Source organism: Sphingobacterium sp. InxBP1 (genome assembly GCF_026191775.1).
Taxonomy (GTDB): Bacteria; Bacteroidota; Bacteroidia; order Sphingobacteriales; family Sphingobacteriaceae; genus Sphingobacterium; species Sphingobacterium thalpophilum.
In genome coordinates this window covers 276,877-294,213 of record NZ_JAINDX010000041.1, presented here as the reverse complement: position 1 = coordinate 294,213, position 17,337 = coordinate 276,877, and the positions used below count along the sequence as shown (strand labels likewise).

Below are 17,337 nucleotides of genomic sequence, written 5' to 3'. Positions count from 1 at the left end.
TCTGAGAAGATTCAGGGCTTTTCTGTTTTTAATTGTTCTAAATAAAATAAATTTTATACCTTTGCAGCATCTATTTAGATTAATTAAAAATAATTACCAGTATTATTAACATGGACAAACACTTACTTGCACTTGCCTCCACTTGCTTATTTGCGAGCGCTTTATATGGTCAAACTTCCGGAATAGTCAAAGGAAAAGTCGTTGATGCCAACGACAATCCACTAAGTTCAGTAACCGTTTCAGTCGGTGATCAAACCGTGCGTACCGATCATAAGGGTCATTTTAGATTACATGGCGTGGATAAAGATGCGGTGATCCGATTTTCCTATTTAGGTTATCAATCGACATCCATTGATTATGTATTTAGTTCTGCAAGCCGTGAAGTGGTCATAAAGCCGGTGGTTTTAGTGAGCAATGAGCAGGCTATTGATGAGGTTGAGGTGTTCGGTGAGCGTAATAAGAAGCCGAAAGGTCTGGAAATGATTACGCGTATGCCATTGAAACCATCGGATCAGATTCAGAGTATTTCTGTTATTTCCAGCAAAGTTATCCAGGATCAGGGTATTCTGACGTTGACAGACGCGGTGCGCAATATTCCAGGGGTCACCCTATTCGGCTCCTACGGTGGTGTCAAAGAATCGCTGTCCACCCGGGGTTTCCGTGGAGTCCCCGTGTTAAAAAATGGGGTACGGATGGACTCACAGTTTCAGACGGCTTCCGGCGTTGTGGATATGCAGGGAGTGGAATCCATTCAGATGATCAAGGGATCTGCAGCCGTGACTCAGGGCGTTATTACCGATCTCGGTAACGCAGGGGGGGTGATCAATGTGGTAACGAAAACACCAAACTTCACAAATTCGGGCGAAGTCGGGGTACGCGTGGGTAGCTGGGGACAATTCCGGCCTACTTTTGACTTTCAGACCGTACTGGATAAAAAACAGACCGTGGCAATCCGCATGGATGGCGCCTACGAACGGGGCGACAGTTTCCGTAAAGGCGTATCGGCCAACCGGGTATACCTAAACCCTTCGCTGGCCTGGAAACCGACCGACCGAACCACCATAACGATCGAAGGAGACTACTTTAATGATAATCGTACACCGGTCAATTCGGCAGTTAACTTAAATCCGTCGCAGGGAGTGAATGCACTCTATGTTATTCCAAATGATAAGTTCCTCGGATTTAACTCCGACAACAACAATACGGAGATGAAGAGCTTTATGGCACAGATCAACCACGACTTAACCGACCGTTGGAGTATCCGTGCTTCTATCGCAACTTCTTCTTACCAGGTTGACAATCAGTCCACCGCGACGTCTTTGATCAAAGATGACGCCAAGGCGTATAATACCTTCTCACGCGCCATGAACAGAAGTTTACGGGACGATAAAAACAAAGCGTTCCAGTTCGACTTAATTGGAAAGGATCTGTATACAGGCAAGGTCAAACATTTGGTACAGGCCGGGGTCGACTACCGTATAGCCGACGCAACGACAACATCTTTTGCAGGGAAATTAAGTCCGATAGAAGACAAGGTCTTGCTGAAAAAAGCTGATCAGAATAGTTCTGTCATTGACATTGTCGATATTCATGGTGAGTGGACAAATGACCTCGCAGAGGTTCTTTACGTAGATTCTTTAGGTAATCAGCGAAAAGGAAAAAAGATTGCTTATACAGCAGGGACTCCGGTAAGAAACTACTACACGTCGATAGGTTTTATGGGACAAGACGTGATTGAGTTCAATAAATATATCAAAGCGGTTTTAGGATTGAGATATTCCGAGATTACGACCAAAGATTTTACTTCGAATGGAAATAAAAGAGAGTCGGCCTGGAATCCGATGGCCGGCATTATCGTGACTCCATTTGAGAATTTCAATATTTTTGGTTCGTATACAAACTCGACCGATTTGCGAAACACCGCAAGGCAGTTAACAGATGGTTCGAAGGCTGGCTCCACCAAGACCGAACAATTTGAAGGTGGTATTAAATCCGATTGGTTGAACAATAGATTACGTTTTAATTTAACCTATTTCCATATCTACACCTCCAATCTGACGAATGCAGAGTACACGCCCGGAACAAATACACCAACTGGTTTATACTTTAAGGCTGGAGATCTGGTGCGCGATGGCATAGAAGCCGAGTTAAATGGCCGTGTATTGGAAAATTTGACCGTTATGCTGGGATATGCCTATCTGGATGCGCGGTATAAAAATTCGCCGTCCTACATGGATGGATCCGCACCGATGAATGCTCCAGAACACACCGCAAACGCGTGGGTGCAGTATGTCTTTAATCAGGGTGCCTTAAAAAATCTGAGTTTGAGTGCCGGGGTTTATTATGTTGGAGACCGTCCGGTCAATGAGTACAGCTTGACACCGAATGGCCATGGCGAGTATTATGGTACCGAGCCATTCAATATGCCAGCTTATACCACTTTAAATGCACAGGTCGGGTACAAATGGCGGCGGTTTGATGCCAAAGTGTTTGTCAACAATATCACCAACGAGATCGGTTTAAATTCATACTTCCGTGGCGGATTTATCAATCAGATCGATCTGCGGAATGTGGCAGCTGCATTGAGCTACAAATTTTAATGCACAGTATTAGTTTCTTATTCTGTATACCATGGCCGGTTTTGAAAAACCGGCCATGGTATATTTATTTCGCATCGAGCTGCTGTATCGTCACCCCCCCGCGTAGCTTTATGCTAGTAAATGATCACATCGCTAGACCGGCCTGCGGTATCAAATACTTTAAACTGATATTTTTTGCCTTGCTGATAGGGAATACTTCCATCCACCTGTTTTGACTGTGTTGTCGGGACGCTGCCATTATCCGTATAGTAAACCTTAAATCCAGGATAATCGGTATTGATCAAGAGTTGATTATTTTCCTGTTTGACACCAATTTTTGGCATTCGGTACCTGTAGCCCCCATTTATGAGCCCAAGCTTTCGCAGTTCATCTTCTCCTAATTTTTTCGCAAAAGCCGTATATGCTTTCCGGTAAGCGGCTTCGTCAAACGAATCCCCTTTTTCCCAGGCCTGTTCTGGTCCCCAGGCGCGGTCGGCAATGGCGATCAGCCGTGGGAATATCATTTCTTCCAGGCGTTGATTCGTTGCGACTTTTTCAGACCACAGCGCCCCCTTGATGCCCAGCAGATTTTGCCTGCCCGTGGCTGTAAGCGGTTCTTTGTTGGTATAAGCTTCTTTTACCAGATCTTTTCCCGTATCGTCCTTACGCAGGTTGATGAAGAAGTTTTCCGGTGCAAATGAGTACGTTTTGTTCAGATTGACGGTGCCTACCCAGCTGTGTCCGGGATCTGCAAAGTCACGATCCCACGACATATCGAGATAGTTGTTGGCGGCGCTGGTGTAAACCACCTTGTAGCCGGCGTTAGCCAGACGGTAAGCCAGATCTTCCTGTCCCTGTCCGGGCAGGTTGTTCCAGACATTGAGCTGTATACCCGCTGTGCCCAAGTCGGCATTGACTTGCATGCCTTTCCCTTTGTTGCGCATACCCATTTCTTCCCAGCCAGACATTGTTAGCCCTTTTTCCTGCACCAATTTGTTGATTTTGGCAATGTATAGTGGCCATACATCCAGTACGTTGCTGATGTTGTTCTGCTGCATGAAGGCGGCCACTTTAGGTGATTTTTCCCAGACGCCGTTAGGAGTTTCATCTCCGCCGAGATCAATGATTTTCAGCGGAACGCCGGCTTTATCGTGTATGGCCTTGATTTCGTCGACGACAGTGCTCAAAAAATGATAGGTAGAGGGCAAGGCTGGGTTCATGACGTTGTCGTTCCAGTTTTGCGCCGAGTTATAGACGGACTTGTCCGCTGCGTCGTCAAGCAAAAACTCCTCCGCTTTCTGTTTATTACCATTCTTCATAAAGTGTTCGTAGCGTGCACGCATCGCTTTGATGGCTGCTCTGGCATGTCCCGGAGTCTCTACCTCGGGGATGACCTCTATATGCCTGGCCTGTGCATATTGTAAGATCTCTATGTAATCAGCCACGGTATAATACTGTTTTGAGCGGGTTCCAGCTCCAGATCCGTATGCCGGCTGGATGGCCTTTCCACTTTCAAAATCCGTTGAACGATTGGCTCCGACAGCTGTGAGCTCGGGCAGCGAAGGGATTTCCAGGCGCCAGCCTTCGTCGTCAATAAAATGGAAGTGAAACTTGTTCAGTTTATATGTAGCCATCAGGTCAAGGATGCGCAACACTTCGTCCTTGCTGTGAAAGTTGCGCGCTGCGTCCAGCATAAAACCGCGGTAGCCATAACGAGGACTGTCTTCGATCCGGCTGTGTGGTAAAGCAATTGACTTTGCTGTTTTGTGCCATTGCTGATGGTTGAGTAGTGACTTTAAGGACTGGATAGCATAGAAAGCGCCAGCGTTGTCCGTGGCTTCTATGCGGACACCGGCTGCGTCGATTGTAAGGCGGTAAGATTCTGGTTTTAAGCCATTGGTCTTGATTATACGGATACTGCTTTCTTGTTCCCGACTATTCGAAAGGTTGATCCCCGTATATCTGCTCAGGAAATCGGTCAGGAAAGTACCTTCTTTTGCAAAACCGCTATCGACGAAATATTTGGTGCCTGCTTTAAGCGTGAATTTTTTCGTATTGTCGGTCTGTATGCTGGCCGGCATCGGAATGATAGGCTGTGCTGCAACTCCGTCTACGAGTTTATTCTGATCGTACTTATAAGCAAAGTAATTGATTTTTTCAGTTTCTGATTGAGGAGCTGTTTTGCTGGGCGCGTAGTCCACAACATCAGTAGCTTTGCCACTTCTGTTATTTTTGAGGTATAAGCCTATCGGGCCATCGGTATAGTTGACCAGTCCGGTGGTTACAAAATCGATATGAACGGTGTCCTGCGGTTTCAGGATGAAATTAGGTCTGTGAAAGTTCACTTCGAAAAGATCTCCATTTCTGTGTGCAATGGCAAAGCGCTTATCAATGGCATTTGGGTCGATGGACCGGATAAAGTTAAACCAGAGACTCCAGTCGTTGAGCTGCAGATTGCTTTTTCCTTTATTTTTGAGGATAAGCGTCGAAACCGGATTTTTTCGAATGTTCTGTCTTTCTTTTACCTGCCAGCTGACCTGTAACTGATCGGCGCTGCTGCCGCGATCCTGTGCAAAGGCAGCTTGACCCAAAAGCGTCATGCTAAGGCCAGCATAGAGTAATGGTCTTTTGATTTTTTTTAAATTAGTCATGTTGGTTACTTTTTTCAATGAACCTTAAATATAGCTATTTTACAAGTTCTTAGGATACGCCCCCGAAAAAAATGAATAAAAATTTTATAAAAATTTGGTGATATTTAGAAAGCTTTCTATATTTGCACACCGAAACACAAAACGGCCCGTTCGTCTAGGGGTTAGGACGCAAGATTTTCATTCTTGAAACAGGGGTTCGATTCCCCTACGGGCTACCGAGAGGCTCCAAAGAGAGCCAATAAGAGTCAAAAGCCGTCTTTAGATATTCTAAAGACGGCTTTTCATGTTAGAGGGGGGTAGCTTCTTTCCTTATTTTGGCCGTCAAACAAAGATCAAAGGTAGACTTATGCTGAAAAGAAACGGGCAGGCGCGAAAGAAGGAGTAGGCAACAAGCTGCTCCTTGGTGCTGTTTGAATCGAAGGACTACAATGCGTGAAGGATTCATTATCTTTGTAGACGCCTGAGTTAAATACAATATCACGCGATTCGGACTATTTATTATATGCATAAATACATACTGCTGGGTTTTATTTTTATTTCTCATCTATCATTTTCTCAAACGAATGATAGTATCAGGACGTTTATAGACAAGTCTTTTGACTTTATCGAAACAAACTCAATTAATACCGCGAATATTGGCAGTATAAAAAGCTGGCTGTATGCAGAATCTGAAAAACTTACATCAACCGACAGTCTAGCACCGCTGTATGAAGAAGTTTTTAAACGGTTAAATGACTATCATGGCAATTTAAAGTATAAAGGAAAGACCTACGGTTGGCAGGCACCTTTGAACATTGAGAATACGTATGTCAAAAACAGAATGAAGAATGCAAAGTCAGTGGTAAGTACTGTACTTAACGGCGAGTTTGGATATATTCGAATCCCCGGCAATAATGATTTTGCATTTAAGAAAGTGGACAGCATTGCTTCTGATATTGTTGCACATATTAATAAAGTCAATGCTACAGAGATCAAATGCTGGATTATTGATTTGAGATTCAATACCGGTGGAAATATGTACCCAATTCTTTTGGGCTTAAAAGACTTTATTGGAGATGACGTAGTCTTTGGCGGCTTTCGTAATTCTAAAGATGAGCCCTCAGGAAAATGGGAGATCATCGATTCCCGGATGTTAATTGATGGTATGCAACTCACACCAACATGCTCCGTGGCGAGCACTATTCCCGTGACCGTGCCTTTGGTCATCTTGACAAGTGCCTATACGGCAAGTGCGGGTGAAATGGCGGCAATCGCACTTATTGGACGTCCTAATACCACGGTTATTGGTGAAAAAACAGCAAATTATACCACCGCAGTTCAGGGTTTTAAAATCAATGCGTACGCTGGTATAAACCTTTCCACCGATTATGTTGTGGATCGGAATAACAAGGTTTATAAAAGTAGTATTGTTCCTGACGTTGAGGTCATAGGGGGAGATGATTTGGAGAATATGCTAAAGGATGATAAAATAAACAAAGCACTTGAGCTTTTTCGAAGACAACCATAAACACCTAAAAATCCTGAGAAAACGCTAATTAGAGAACGGTCCCCGCTCGTTATCGTTTACTCGAGCGCTCTTATCCGCGGGCTGATATCCTCCAGGGATCTGCATTAGTACGGTGGAGATGATTCCCCGCTATCAGACGGCATGTTGAAAATACTCTCCGGATCCAAATGTATCGTTTTAAGATCTACTTTCAATGTGTCGGTAGGGTTTAATTTCACATATTTCTTAATGAATCGGGTATCCTCATAGCTTTCTGTTTTTATATCAGCATGTTGTTCCCTGTTCGATTTGTCTATGTACAAATTGGTTTTATCGTCCAGGCGGTATTGCTCTGGATCGAACGTTATCGTATTGTAAAACGAGTTGGCGTAAATAAATTCGGAATTCATGGTTGCGGCGCTCAGCGCATTTTTCCAATTTAAGACCTCATCCCAGGAACTGATTTCATCTTTCGGAGTAAAGGGCAGCAATCGACTTCCAAAATTTGCTGAGGTCTGCAGGACAATTTTATTGTCATTTGTTCTAAACAGTGTCCCCTGAAAGGGCAAATGATAACGGGAAGGTTTGTTAAACACAAAAATAAAATCGTTATACCCTTTGTTCGTAAATTGCCATTTGTTTTTGACAACCAAGCTGTTATCGGGTAATTCAAGAGTATCTGTGTAGAAGGCGAATTGATTCAGCATGGCTGTAGTATCATGTATATAAGGCCAGGTGAAAGAACTGGCATTTTCATGGAAAACCAGTCGTGCTGCCTGTTGACCGAATTGCATATAATTTCCCCCTTCCTCAAATCCTTGGAACATCAGTTTTGTCTGCTCTTTTAATTCCGGATTATAATAGCCATACACGCTGAATAGATCTGGAAAATCTGGTTGAAACTCAATAAGGCTATCGTTTAGGGTGTAATTTCCGAGGACGAAGGTCGCATACCCATATAATGCAAAGCGGCCGTCCTCAAACACGTAAATTCCGTCATTGTCTCCAAACTGTCCAGTGAACTGCTTTGGGCCTTGCTCAGCGCCCGGGTTATAAACCTTGAGTTGGGCCGATGTGGTAGCATATATCACGATGTTGAGCAAAATGATGAGATAATATTTCATAACTGAGAATTTAATGGCCTTCAGCTTCTTTTTTTACCAACATCGTGCGCAACGATACGTATACACCAATGAGTACGATAAGAATACCGGTCAGCACAAGTCCCAGGTACTCCACTACCCAGCCAATGAGTATGGCTACGATGTGAATTTTTCCATTTTCAGGCTGAAACATTTTACCAGAAAGCATGTATATAGCGAAGTAAACAAAAAGGCCCAGCCATATAAGGGCATAGATGTAGTGTAAAGGGTTTTTACTAAACTTATATTTTTTAAACATAGCATGTATTTTCTCTCAAATATAGCTCCCAGACCGGTAATTGATTCGGCGATTTACAATTCGATCGCCTGTTTTTATTATTCGCGAGTATTATTCGCAGAGTAAGTAGTTATTTATTGTGGGTGTATACTCTCGCCACGATATTAAAGTAACGAGAGTAGTCTGCAGCGACTATTCCAGGCGGAAACAGCTTACTCGGCCCGCGAAGTCCGCGACATAGATAAAATCACCTTCCGCAGCGACCTCTGAAAAGATCGGTGCGCCTACATTGAACTGCGTTAGGAGATTCCCCGCTTTGTCGAGTACGTAGACATGGCCGTCCGAAGCTCCGAATACCAGTTTGCCTTTAGCCTCGATAACAGCAGCTTCGACTGTGGCAACTTGTTTGCGTTGGTCAGGTGTGCTGTAAGGCGACGTATAGACGAGGGCTTCTACCGTGGAAAAATGCCATTTCTCTTCCAGAGTATTCAGGTCGTATGCTTTTACACCATGACCGGCAGTCGGCATCAACAGGAGGTTATCCATGATACTGGGTGAGGCCATCACCTTGAAATCATCTGTTTTTATACTTTTCTGTACGATTTCGCCTGATTTCAGATCAATTTTGAAAATTCCGTTAAGACCTGTCGTATACACATAATCACCTGCGGCTGTCACACCGCCGCTTCTGAAGCGAAGGCCATCTTCCTGCCGCTTCCAACGCAATTTCCCGGTCCGGACGTCGTAAGCACAGAGGGCATTCCAGTTATAGCCTGCCAATAGTGTCTGGTCTACCACAGAAAGTTCGGCCGGTGTGGCTTCGCCGCCTGTTGGCTGTACACCTTCCCAGAGCACTTTCCCATTTTGAATGTCGAGTGCAGCCATGCGTTTGCCGAGTCCGGTATAATAAACCCCTTTGGCAAGAGCTGGTCCAGAAACAAAAGTGGGCAGACCCGGTACAGCTTTTCTGCTCCAGCGTAAGCGGCCTGTACTGGCATCGATTGCATATACGTTTGTTTCGGCATCTGTAGCCAATACCATACCTTCGCTGAATTGCAGCTTATGTTTAATGGAGTTGATGGTTGGCATCGTCCAGAGCTCTTTACCGGTATGTTTGTCGAGCGCTTTAATGCAGTGACCGGCTCCTTTGCCGTCGTCCATTGTGGCGACAAAGATTCTGTCGTCTACGACCAGGGGACTGGTCTTCCATACGTTTCCGCCCAGTGCGGCGGCCCATTGCAGGCTGATGCCCTTCTGGTCTTGTGCCGCCATGACCAGAGACTGCCGTTTCAATACCTGTTCACCATTGGTATAATGCACTGCAATCAGCGCCTCGTGCGGCACATGGAGATCTTTTGTTTTGAAGGCGATGTGTCCCTGCCACAGCCAGTCGCCGGATGGCTTCAGCGCTACCACTGACTGCCGTTTTCCCGTTGGGGTGGCGCGGATCTCGACCTCCACCCGCTGGATCTGGCGCTCACTGTCATAAGCGGTGACTATGAATGGTAATTCCGCTCCCGACTGTGGTTCCGGAGCGGTCTGGATCAGCTGGATGTGATCGCGAAGGTTGGTATAGACTGGCCGGATCTCCCTGATGCCCTCTTTGTCAATGTCCACTACCATAAACTGGGCGGCGGAATTGTCAATCCCGCCCTTATTTGGCGCGTTAGAACAGACGACATACACGTCTTTCTGTCTAAATACAAAGTTGTTGTGCCAGTGGCCGTAAAACCAGGCTTTCAAGTTATATTTTGTCAGGTCGATCTGTTCCTTCTCACCTTTAAGTATAAAGTCAGGACCTGCGAAAAAGTCGTGATTGATAAAAATCAGCGGTTTTGATTTATCCATGGCTTCCAGGTCTTTCTTCAGCCAGGCAATGATCTGATCCGCTGTATAGCTCGGTTTGAAGTCACCGTTCGGCATCGGGGTTACGACGAAGTGTGCCGGACCGGCGTCAAAGGAATAGTAGGTTGGGCCGAAGAGCTCTTCAAACAACTTCTCTCCGTATTCACCCTTCACAAGATCATGGTTGCCGACCGTATAGTACGTGGGCCGTCCCATGAGCGCCGTGTTCACCTGTCTGGCATGAAAAAGCATGCCCGGTTCATAACATATATCACCGGTATGCATAATCAGACTTGCCTTTTGCTGTTGTGCATAGTTTCTGACGTTGTCTATCCAAGGGCCGTATAAGGGCGTTTCGGTATCCGTAATCTGGATGAACCGCAAAAAATCAGCTTGTTGGACTTCATCTCTGACCAACGCAAAGTCGAGGTTTTTAGTTTCTTTTTCCAGACGGATGTAATGTGTTTTGGCCGCCTTGTAGCCACTGGGTAGTGTAACGGACAGAAAACGCGCACTGGCATGGTAGGGGAGGCTGTAAGTTCCGTTTGAATTCGTCTTTACGACGTTATAACCATCTGATACGACGACACCGGCGAGGAGCTTTTCCTGTGGCTCAAATAGGTTATTGGCATTGCCATCTTCGAAGACACGGCCTTCGCGTTCCTGGGCGAATAGGGCTGGGAGCGGTAAAAGGCAGTACGTAAATAATTTCAGTAATTTCATCATTTTTATTATAAAAATGGGCCAGCTGCCCAATGGAAAGCTGGCCCTATGTAAAGCGGGTTGGATGTTTATTGCCAGCCCGTTGGTTGTTTCAGGTTGGGATTCAGTACCGTCTGCTCTATAGGGATCGGAAAATAATAATATTTGGATTCATCGAAACTTCTGGGGCGGGATGTCTTGTCGTCAACGAACATGATTCTGCCCGACTCGCCGTTTTCCAGGTAGAAAGGGCCCTCATTGATATAAAACTTGGATATCTTTTCGAGTTGTTCCTTCGGGATACCGGTGAGCGGACTGTCATCTCCTTTTTTCAGGATGGCAATATCGGCGGCGCCGTCCCCCGTCACATCGATTGCGCCCAGCTTCGGAATGTACATTCCACTTGGCGCCTTCGCCAGTAGCCTTCCGGCTTTCCAGCGATACAGGTCATCGAAGCGAAATCCTTCACAGGCCAGTTCCACACGTCGCTCGCGGCGGATTTCCAGCAGCAGGCCCTTATTCGGGCCGCTGACCGAAGGGTATTGTGCAGCCAGATACGCATCAGGGGCCGCGTTGGCTGCTGCCACCTTCAATGCCGGCATACCTACACGAGCGCGGAGTTTATTGACCGTCGCGTCGATGTCTGCCTGATTTATGGAGCCGAGCTCGGCTTTGGCTTCAGCATGGATCAGCAAAACTTCCGCATAGCGCATGATGGGGAGGTCGGTGTAATTCAGCTCCCAGCCGCCGCGAAGAGCAGGATCGCGGGGATAGAATTTGATCTGCAGCAAACCGCCAAAATCAGGGCGGGTGATATAGGGTGTGCCAGTAGCATTATTACTAAAGCCCGCAGGCATGATAGTCTCAGCGAGGCGTGGGTCCCGGTCTTTGAAGAGCTCCAGCAGGCTTTTCTTTTTATAGTCTGCTTTGTCGGTAAATGCAGTCCCGTCTTTCATCAGGAATTCGTCCGCCAGTTCAGCGCTGAGCGCCCACTGCCAGTCCAGTACAGTATGTGTGTTGTTGGCGACACCCAGATCACGGCTATTTTTTTGCAAAAATATAATTTCCTTGTTGGCAGACAGGTTGTTGCTCGAGAAAAGTGCACGATAATCCGCTGCTGAACTTCCAGAAATGGCAAAGCCGCCATTACTCATGATTTCTTGTGATGCCGAGACCGCCCTTTGCAAAAATTGCTGCGCTGTATTCTGTAGATTCAATTCCGGATGATATTTACGGAAAGTGCCCTCATGGAGTGCAATTCTCGACAGGAGGGTAAGGGCACTCCATTTGGTCAAATAACTGTTGTCCGTACGTGCAGGCAGCACATTTGCTGCAGCAAATTCGAGGTCTTTCATCACCGAGTCTACCACGGTTGTCCGCGGGTCCTTTGCCTTGTAAAGCTCTTCGGAAGATGTTCCCATCACATGGGAGTACCAAGGTACGTCACCATATTTTTTTACCATTTTATAGTAAAAGTTTGCGCGTAGCAGACGGGCGATGCCGATGTAATGGTTGATCACTGCCGGATCGCCGCTTACTTTACCTGCATTATCCAGCATGTAATTGACGTCGCGCAGGGGCGCCCATACCGCTTTGTCCCATCCTTTGACCGTTGCTGGAGTCAGGGTTCCGGCAAGCATTGTTCGCACTTCCGCATTTTGGTCATTATTGCTTAGTGCAATATTATCTGAATAAAGATCCGTGTAGCTGGCGCGCATCTGCGTATAAAGGCCATTGGTATACAAGGCTAGGTCCTCAGCCGTGTTAAAAAAGACTTCTTTTGTAATGGCCGAGCCTGATGTCCGTTCAAGGTAGTCCTTCTTGCAGGATGTCCCCAGCAGCAAAAGACATGCGAATATAATAGATTTGATACGTTTCATTGTTGCGTAGAATTAAAGATTTAGATTCAGACCAAAGGTGAATGTCCGCTGGAATGGGTAGGCTGCCTGGGCCGAATTGCCGGTGCCGATGGATTCCGGATCCAGTCTGACTTTAATATGCGATATCTCAAAGACGTTTTCAGCACTCAAGAAGAAGCGTATTTTACGCAGTTTGATACGCTGTAGCGCCGACTCTGGCAACGTATAGCCCAGTGTAAGGTTTTTCACCCGCATATACGCGCCGTTTTGCATGTAACGTTTATTTGGTATGCCCAGTTGCTGATAATTGTCCTCCGCTGAGTAAGCCCGTATTGCGGGGAAATAGGCGTTGGGATTGTCAGAAGTCCAATGGTCGGCGTTTTGCACGGTAGGATTTGTCCATGGCTGTGCGTAGACACCCCAGAAGTAAATGTTGGACGCACCGGGATACCAGTCGCGTTTGCCGATACCTTGCAGGAATACGCGTAGGTCAAAACCTTTCCACCCAGTGGAGAGATCCAGGCTGTATGGCAGCCTTGTGCTGCTGTTGCCGATAATATACATGTCGCCGGGGTTGTCTACCGTTTTGTTGCCCATGTCCACAACACCATCACCGTTGCGGTCTGCAAAGATGGGGTCACCGGCAAAGAACTTATAGGACTGGTCGTCTGTACCCATGGCGGATTGTTTGGCGGCGGCTGCCGCCGCATCATCCTGGAAGAAACCGGTGATGTCGGCTCCCCAGATCTCGCCAATCTCTTTGCCGACATAATGCCTATCCCATGCCCCTCCGAGCGATTTTGTCGGGTTGTCGTAGCGCGTGATCCAAGAGCGGCTGTCAGCTAAAGTGAAGGCAATGCTGTACCAGAAAGGAGACCCCGCTACTACTTGGCTGTCTCGCCAGCTCAGGCGCAATTCCCAGCCTTTCGTCTTAAGGTCACCTGCATTTTCAACCGGTATTTTCGTGCCGAATGGACCAGGCAGCTCCTTGCCAGGTATCAGCATGTTTTTGGTATATCGCGCGTATTTATCAAAATTCACGCCCAGTTTACTGTTGAAGAAATTCATGTCGATACCCGCGTTGACCGTCTGGATGGTTTCCCAGGTAAAGCTGTCGGAGACCGCTCCTGGCGCATAGACGGCCTGTGGTTTGCCGCTTCCCAATATATAGCCTGTCTGTTGGCTGCTCATGATCGGAATGTAGGGATAGGTGTCGTAGTAAGGGTAGTCTGAATCGTAGTTAAACAGTTGGTTGCCTAGCGATCCGTATGATCCCCGGACTTTTAAAAAGTCCAGTCCTAGGGCCTTTTTAACCAATTCGAAGAAATTTTCTTTAGATATTACCCAGCCTGCAGAAGCCGAAGGGAAGAATCCCCATCGCTTTCCTTTCGGGAAACGGGAAGAGCCGTCAAAGCGTCCATTGAATTCCGCAAGGTACTTGTCTTTGTAACTGTATGTTGCCCGCGAGAATATGCCCTGCACAGCCCAGTCTTTGACCAGTTCGTTTTTGCTGATATCACCCGTTGCAGTACCGATTGAAGGAACTGAGGCGGAAATTAGGCCAAGCGCCCTTACCCAATAGTCATTGGCATAGTTATATTCTTGATTATAACCGGCAAGTGCCTGAAAGTAATGATCTCCAAAGTTCTTGTGAAAGTCGGTATAGATGTTATAGACATTATATCGCGTTGTCGAATTGTCGTTTCTGGCATAGGTATTGGAGAAGGTCGCTGTCAGTGGAGCATCGGGGCCCGTCTTATAGCGGGCAGGCACATCGTACGACTTCTTCAGTCCGGAGCTGCGTCTGAAAGTCGCGTCGGCATTTAAATCCCAGATTCCTTTGATCAGAGCGGCTTTGGCCGAAAAGGTTGTGACATACTCATTAATCCGATCTTCGGCGCGGCCGTCTTCCTGCAGGGATCCAAGCACCTGTGCTCCGGATCTTGTCCAGCTCCCGTCGGGGTTGCGCGGGATGTCCAGAGAATTGGTTCGATTGACGCGCCAGAAGAAGTTGTCTCCCCCGTCTAAAACCACAGGGGCTTCATAATTGGTGCTGGTCAGTAAGGTATTGTTCGATAACTGCAGCCAGTTGGTGACATCAAAGTCCACCTTACCCCTGACATTGTAACGCTTGTAGATATCATTTCCATATTTCAGGAGACCATCCTGTCTATAGTAGTTGCTGGACAGGTAATAACCGATTTTATCGGATTTTTTGGCTATACTCAGGTTGGCAGTATAAGTTGGGGCAGTTTTATTGTACGATTCCCGGAGCCAGTCTGTGGTACCCGTATATACCCAGTCTTGTCCGTTGTCAGACAGCGTTACCGCCGGTAGGGAAGGATCTTGCGAACGCCTCTTTGCATATTCGCGTGCTGATTCCGGGTATAAGTTATATAAAGGTTTTCCGGCTTCATTTTTTATATCCATCACCTGATATGGATCAGTGATAAATTCGGGCAGTTTTCCCAGTGTGCGGTATCCCACATTGGTGCTGAAATTGATGTCTAACTGTCCACTTCTCGCGTTCTTGGTAGTGATTAGTACCACTCCAAAGCCACCGCGGGCACCATAGATTGCTGCCGATGCGGCATCCTTCAGCACCGATACGGACTCCACGTCATTTGGATTGATGCGGGCGACTTCATCTGCCGTATAAGGGATATTATCGACCAGAATGAGCGGTGCGCCACCGTTTAAACTGGTGAATCCGCGCACATTAAATTGTGGGTTGGTCGATGCACGGCCGTTGGAACTTGTGATATTTAAGTTCGGAATCAGGCCCTGCAGTCCGGCCCCGAGGTTAGCAATGGGACGGCTTTCCAGCTGTTTTGAAGAGACCATGTCCACCGCTCCGGTAAGGTTCACTTTGCGTTGTGTACCGTAGCCGACAACCACGACTTCGTCCAGCTGTTCGTTGTTTGCACGCAGCACGACGTTTAACTGACGTTGCGTGCCTACCTGTACGCGTTCGGTGATGTAACCCATATATTGAAATAGCAGTATTGCCTTCTCGGGAACGCGGAGCGTAAACTGGCCGTTGGCATCCGTTTTGGTGGAGATGGCTGACTTGCCTTCTACGAATACGGTCACACCGGCAAGCGCCGAAACCGAATCCCGCACTGTACCGCTGATCTCGATATCAGTCCGTTGTTTTTCGGAGATGACAATGGTATTGTTCAGTACCTGATAGGTGAGATTACGACCTTTGAAGACTTTGGACAGGGCCTGCTGCAAAGGACCATGATCCACATGGATACTGACAGGCTGCAGACTATTCAGCAGCTTTTCGTCATAGAAAAAACGCAGGTGGGTTTGCTTCGATATCTCTTGCAAAACACGCTCTACCCGTACGTTTTTTAGCGAAAGACTGACCGTCTGTGCTGTTCCGGAGGCATGTGCTCCCAGCGCCAGGGATAGCAAAGAAAGAGTGCTCAACTTTATCATACATAAAGTTTTAAAGGCAGGAGGAATCCGGTATTTCCCTTCATTCTCCCTCCTTTTCATAGGAGAAAAAAAATTCATAAATTAGAATGATTTTTAAGGTTCTAAAATTTCTGTTGGTATCAGTAAGTAGGCCTTGGATCTAACGGGGATGCGTCAACATCCCCTTTTTTGTAGATTTTTAAGGCGATCAAGTTCTTGTTTATCCCATAGGCCGTCTTTTTATTGGATCATTAATTTTCATCGTATCTGTACTTTACGTCCGACAATATCAAACTTTCGGCCCGTAGCGATGGACAGGATCTGCAATACTTCCGACAGCCTGCTCTTTCTGCTGATGGAGCCTTTATAGGTCGAACTGCTGTTGATGCTTTCTGCATGTTCAAAGTCCACATTGTACCAGCGCGAGACCTGCTGTACCACCTCTTCGAAGTTGCTGCCGTCAAAGTAAAACTCATCCCGTTGCCAGGCGGTATTTTTTGCCAGATCGGCGTCCCTTACCTGAATATCGTTGCCCTGCAGAGTCGTTGCTTGCTGCCCTGGCTTGATGACACTTACTTTGTCCGCTTTGCGTACCCTGACACTGCCTTCGACCAATGAGGTTGATACTTCATTCTGGTAGGCGCTGACATTAAAGGTCGTACCCAGAACTTCTATCGTTGTCCCGTTGGCCTCGATCCGAAAAGGCCTGTTGGCATCCTTGGCGACCTCAAAATACGCCTCTCCAGATAAGGAAACCAGCCGTTGATCAGCTTCAAAATGTGTGGGGTACGACAGCTTGGTCGAGGCGTTGAGCCATACCTTTGTACCATCTTCCAGGATGATCATATAGGACCCTGCCGTGGGAACATCAACCACAAAGCGCTGGCCGGCAGTAGCCGATTCTTTCCGCTCCCGTTGCACATAAGGATCTGCCAATGGCCTTGCGTGGCCAGACGGACTGATCAGCTTTGCATATTGCCCGCCCGGAAGAATATCGTTGTGAAACTCTTTATGGATAGAAGGGACCTGGGCCGCCAGCTCCGGTTGCGGGGATACAGCCGTCTGCAGGTGGGTATAGGTCCAGAACCCCATACCCGAAATCAGTATCAATAGGGCGGCCACCATCCATTTGGAACGATACCAGTGTAGTCTTTTGGCTGCTGTGGTTGGCTCGCTGAAGAGCTGCTGGTCCAACCGTTCATTTATACGTGCGGCTAACTCTTTTTGCTGTGGTTGTGTGGACTCCGTGTCGGATTCCCCCAGCGCATAAAACCAGCGCAGTACCTGCTGCTCTTCTGCTGCTGTACACTGTCCATCCAGATATTTTTGGAGCAACGCTCTGGCCTGATCTGATTCTTGTTCCTTCATACAGACCTATAATCAGGCTGGCAAGACCGAAGTACCGGGGA

9 protein-coding genes and 1 tRNA gene are annotated in these 17,337 nt (G+C 47.1%); 3 read left to right on the top strand and 7 right to left on the bottom strand.

Going from position 1 to position 17,337, the window contains the following annotated elements; all coding sequences use genetic code 11:
• The first annotated feature begins 110 nt into the window (after positions 1–110).
• Positions 111–2,600 (top strand): TonB-dependent receptor, encoded by a 2,490-nt coding sequence (locus tag K7A41_RS06955; protein ID WP_265713134.1) that lies wholly within the window; start codon positions 111–113, stop codon positions 2,598–2,600.
• Positions 2,601–2,713: 113 nt separating this feature from the next.
• On the opposite strand, the gene K7A41_RS06950 is transcribed toward K7A41_RS06955, so the two are convergent.
• Positions 2,714–5,230 (bottom strand): family 20 glycosylhydrolase, encoded by a 2,517-nt coding sequence (locus tag K7A41_RS06950; RefSeq protein WP_265713133.1) that lies wholly within the window; start codon positions 5,228–5,230, stop codon positions 2,714–2,716.
• Positions 5,231–5,373: 143 nt separating this feature from the next.
• Between K7A41_RS06950 and K7A41_RS06945 the strand changes: the two genes are divergently transcribed.
• Both K7A41_RS06945 and K7A41_RS06940 read left to right on the top strand, forming a co-directional pair.
• Positions 5,374–5,445, top strand: a tRNA-Glu gene (locus K7A41_RS06945).
• Positions 5,446–5,732: 287 nt separating this feature from the next.
• Positions 5,733–6,737 (top strand): S41 family peptidase, encoded by a 1,005-nt coding sequence (locus K7A41_RS06940; protein ID WP_265713132.1) that lies wholly within the window; start codon positions 5,733–5,735, stop codon positions 6,735–6,737.
• 104 nt (positions 6,738–6,841) lie between these two features.
• On the opposite strand, the gene K7A41_RS06935 is transcribed toward K7A41_RS06940, so the two are convergent.
• From K7A41_RS06935 to K7A41_RS06910, 6 genes are all read right to left on the bottom strand, one after another.
• A complete protein-coding gene (locus K7A41_RS06935; protein WP_265713131.1) occupies positions 6,842–7,840 on the bottom strand; it encodes a hypothetical protein in 999 nt (332 codons plus the stop codon).
• 10 nt (positions 7,841–7,850) lie between these two features.
• Positions 7,851–8,117 (bottom strand): hypothetical protein, encoded by a 267-nt coding sequence (locus tag K7A41_RS06930; RefSeq protein WP_028069387.1) that lies wholly within the window; start codon positions 8,115–8,117, stop codon positions 7,851–7,853.
• Positions 8,118–8,288: 171 nt separating this feature from the next.
• Positions 8,289–10,667 (bottom strand): PQQ-binding-like beta-propeller repeat protein, encoded by a 2,379-nt coding sequence (locus tag K7A41_RS06925; protein ID WP_265713130.1) that lies wholly within the window; start codon positions 10,665–10,667, stop codon positions 8,289–8,291.
• A 65-nt stretch (positions 10,668–10,732) separates the two neighbouring features.
• Positions 10,733–12,523: a RagB/SusD family nutrient uptake outer membrane protein gene (locus tag K7A41_RS06920; protein ID WP_265713129.1), complete on the bottom strand. Its 1,791-nt coding sequence runs from the start codon at positions 12,521–12,523 to the stop codon at positions 10,733–10,735.
• 12 nt (positions 12,524–12,535) lie between these two features.
• Positions 12,536–15,949, bottom strand: a complete 3,414-nt coding sequence (locus tag K7A41_RS06915; RefSeq protein ID WP_265713128.1) for a TonB-dependent receptor — start codon at positions 15,947–15,949, stop codon at positions 12,536–12,538.
• Between the two features lie 237 nt (positions 15,950–16,186).
• Entirely contained in the window at positions 16,187–17,296 is a 1,110-nt protein-coding gene (locus tag K7A41_RS06910; protein WP_265713127.1) for a FecR family protein, read from the bottom strand.
• Positions 17,297–17,337: the final 41 nt, after the last annotated feature.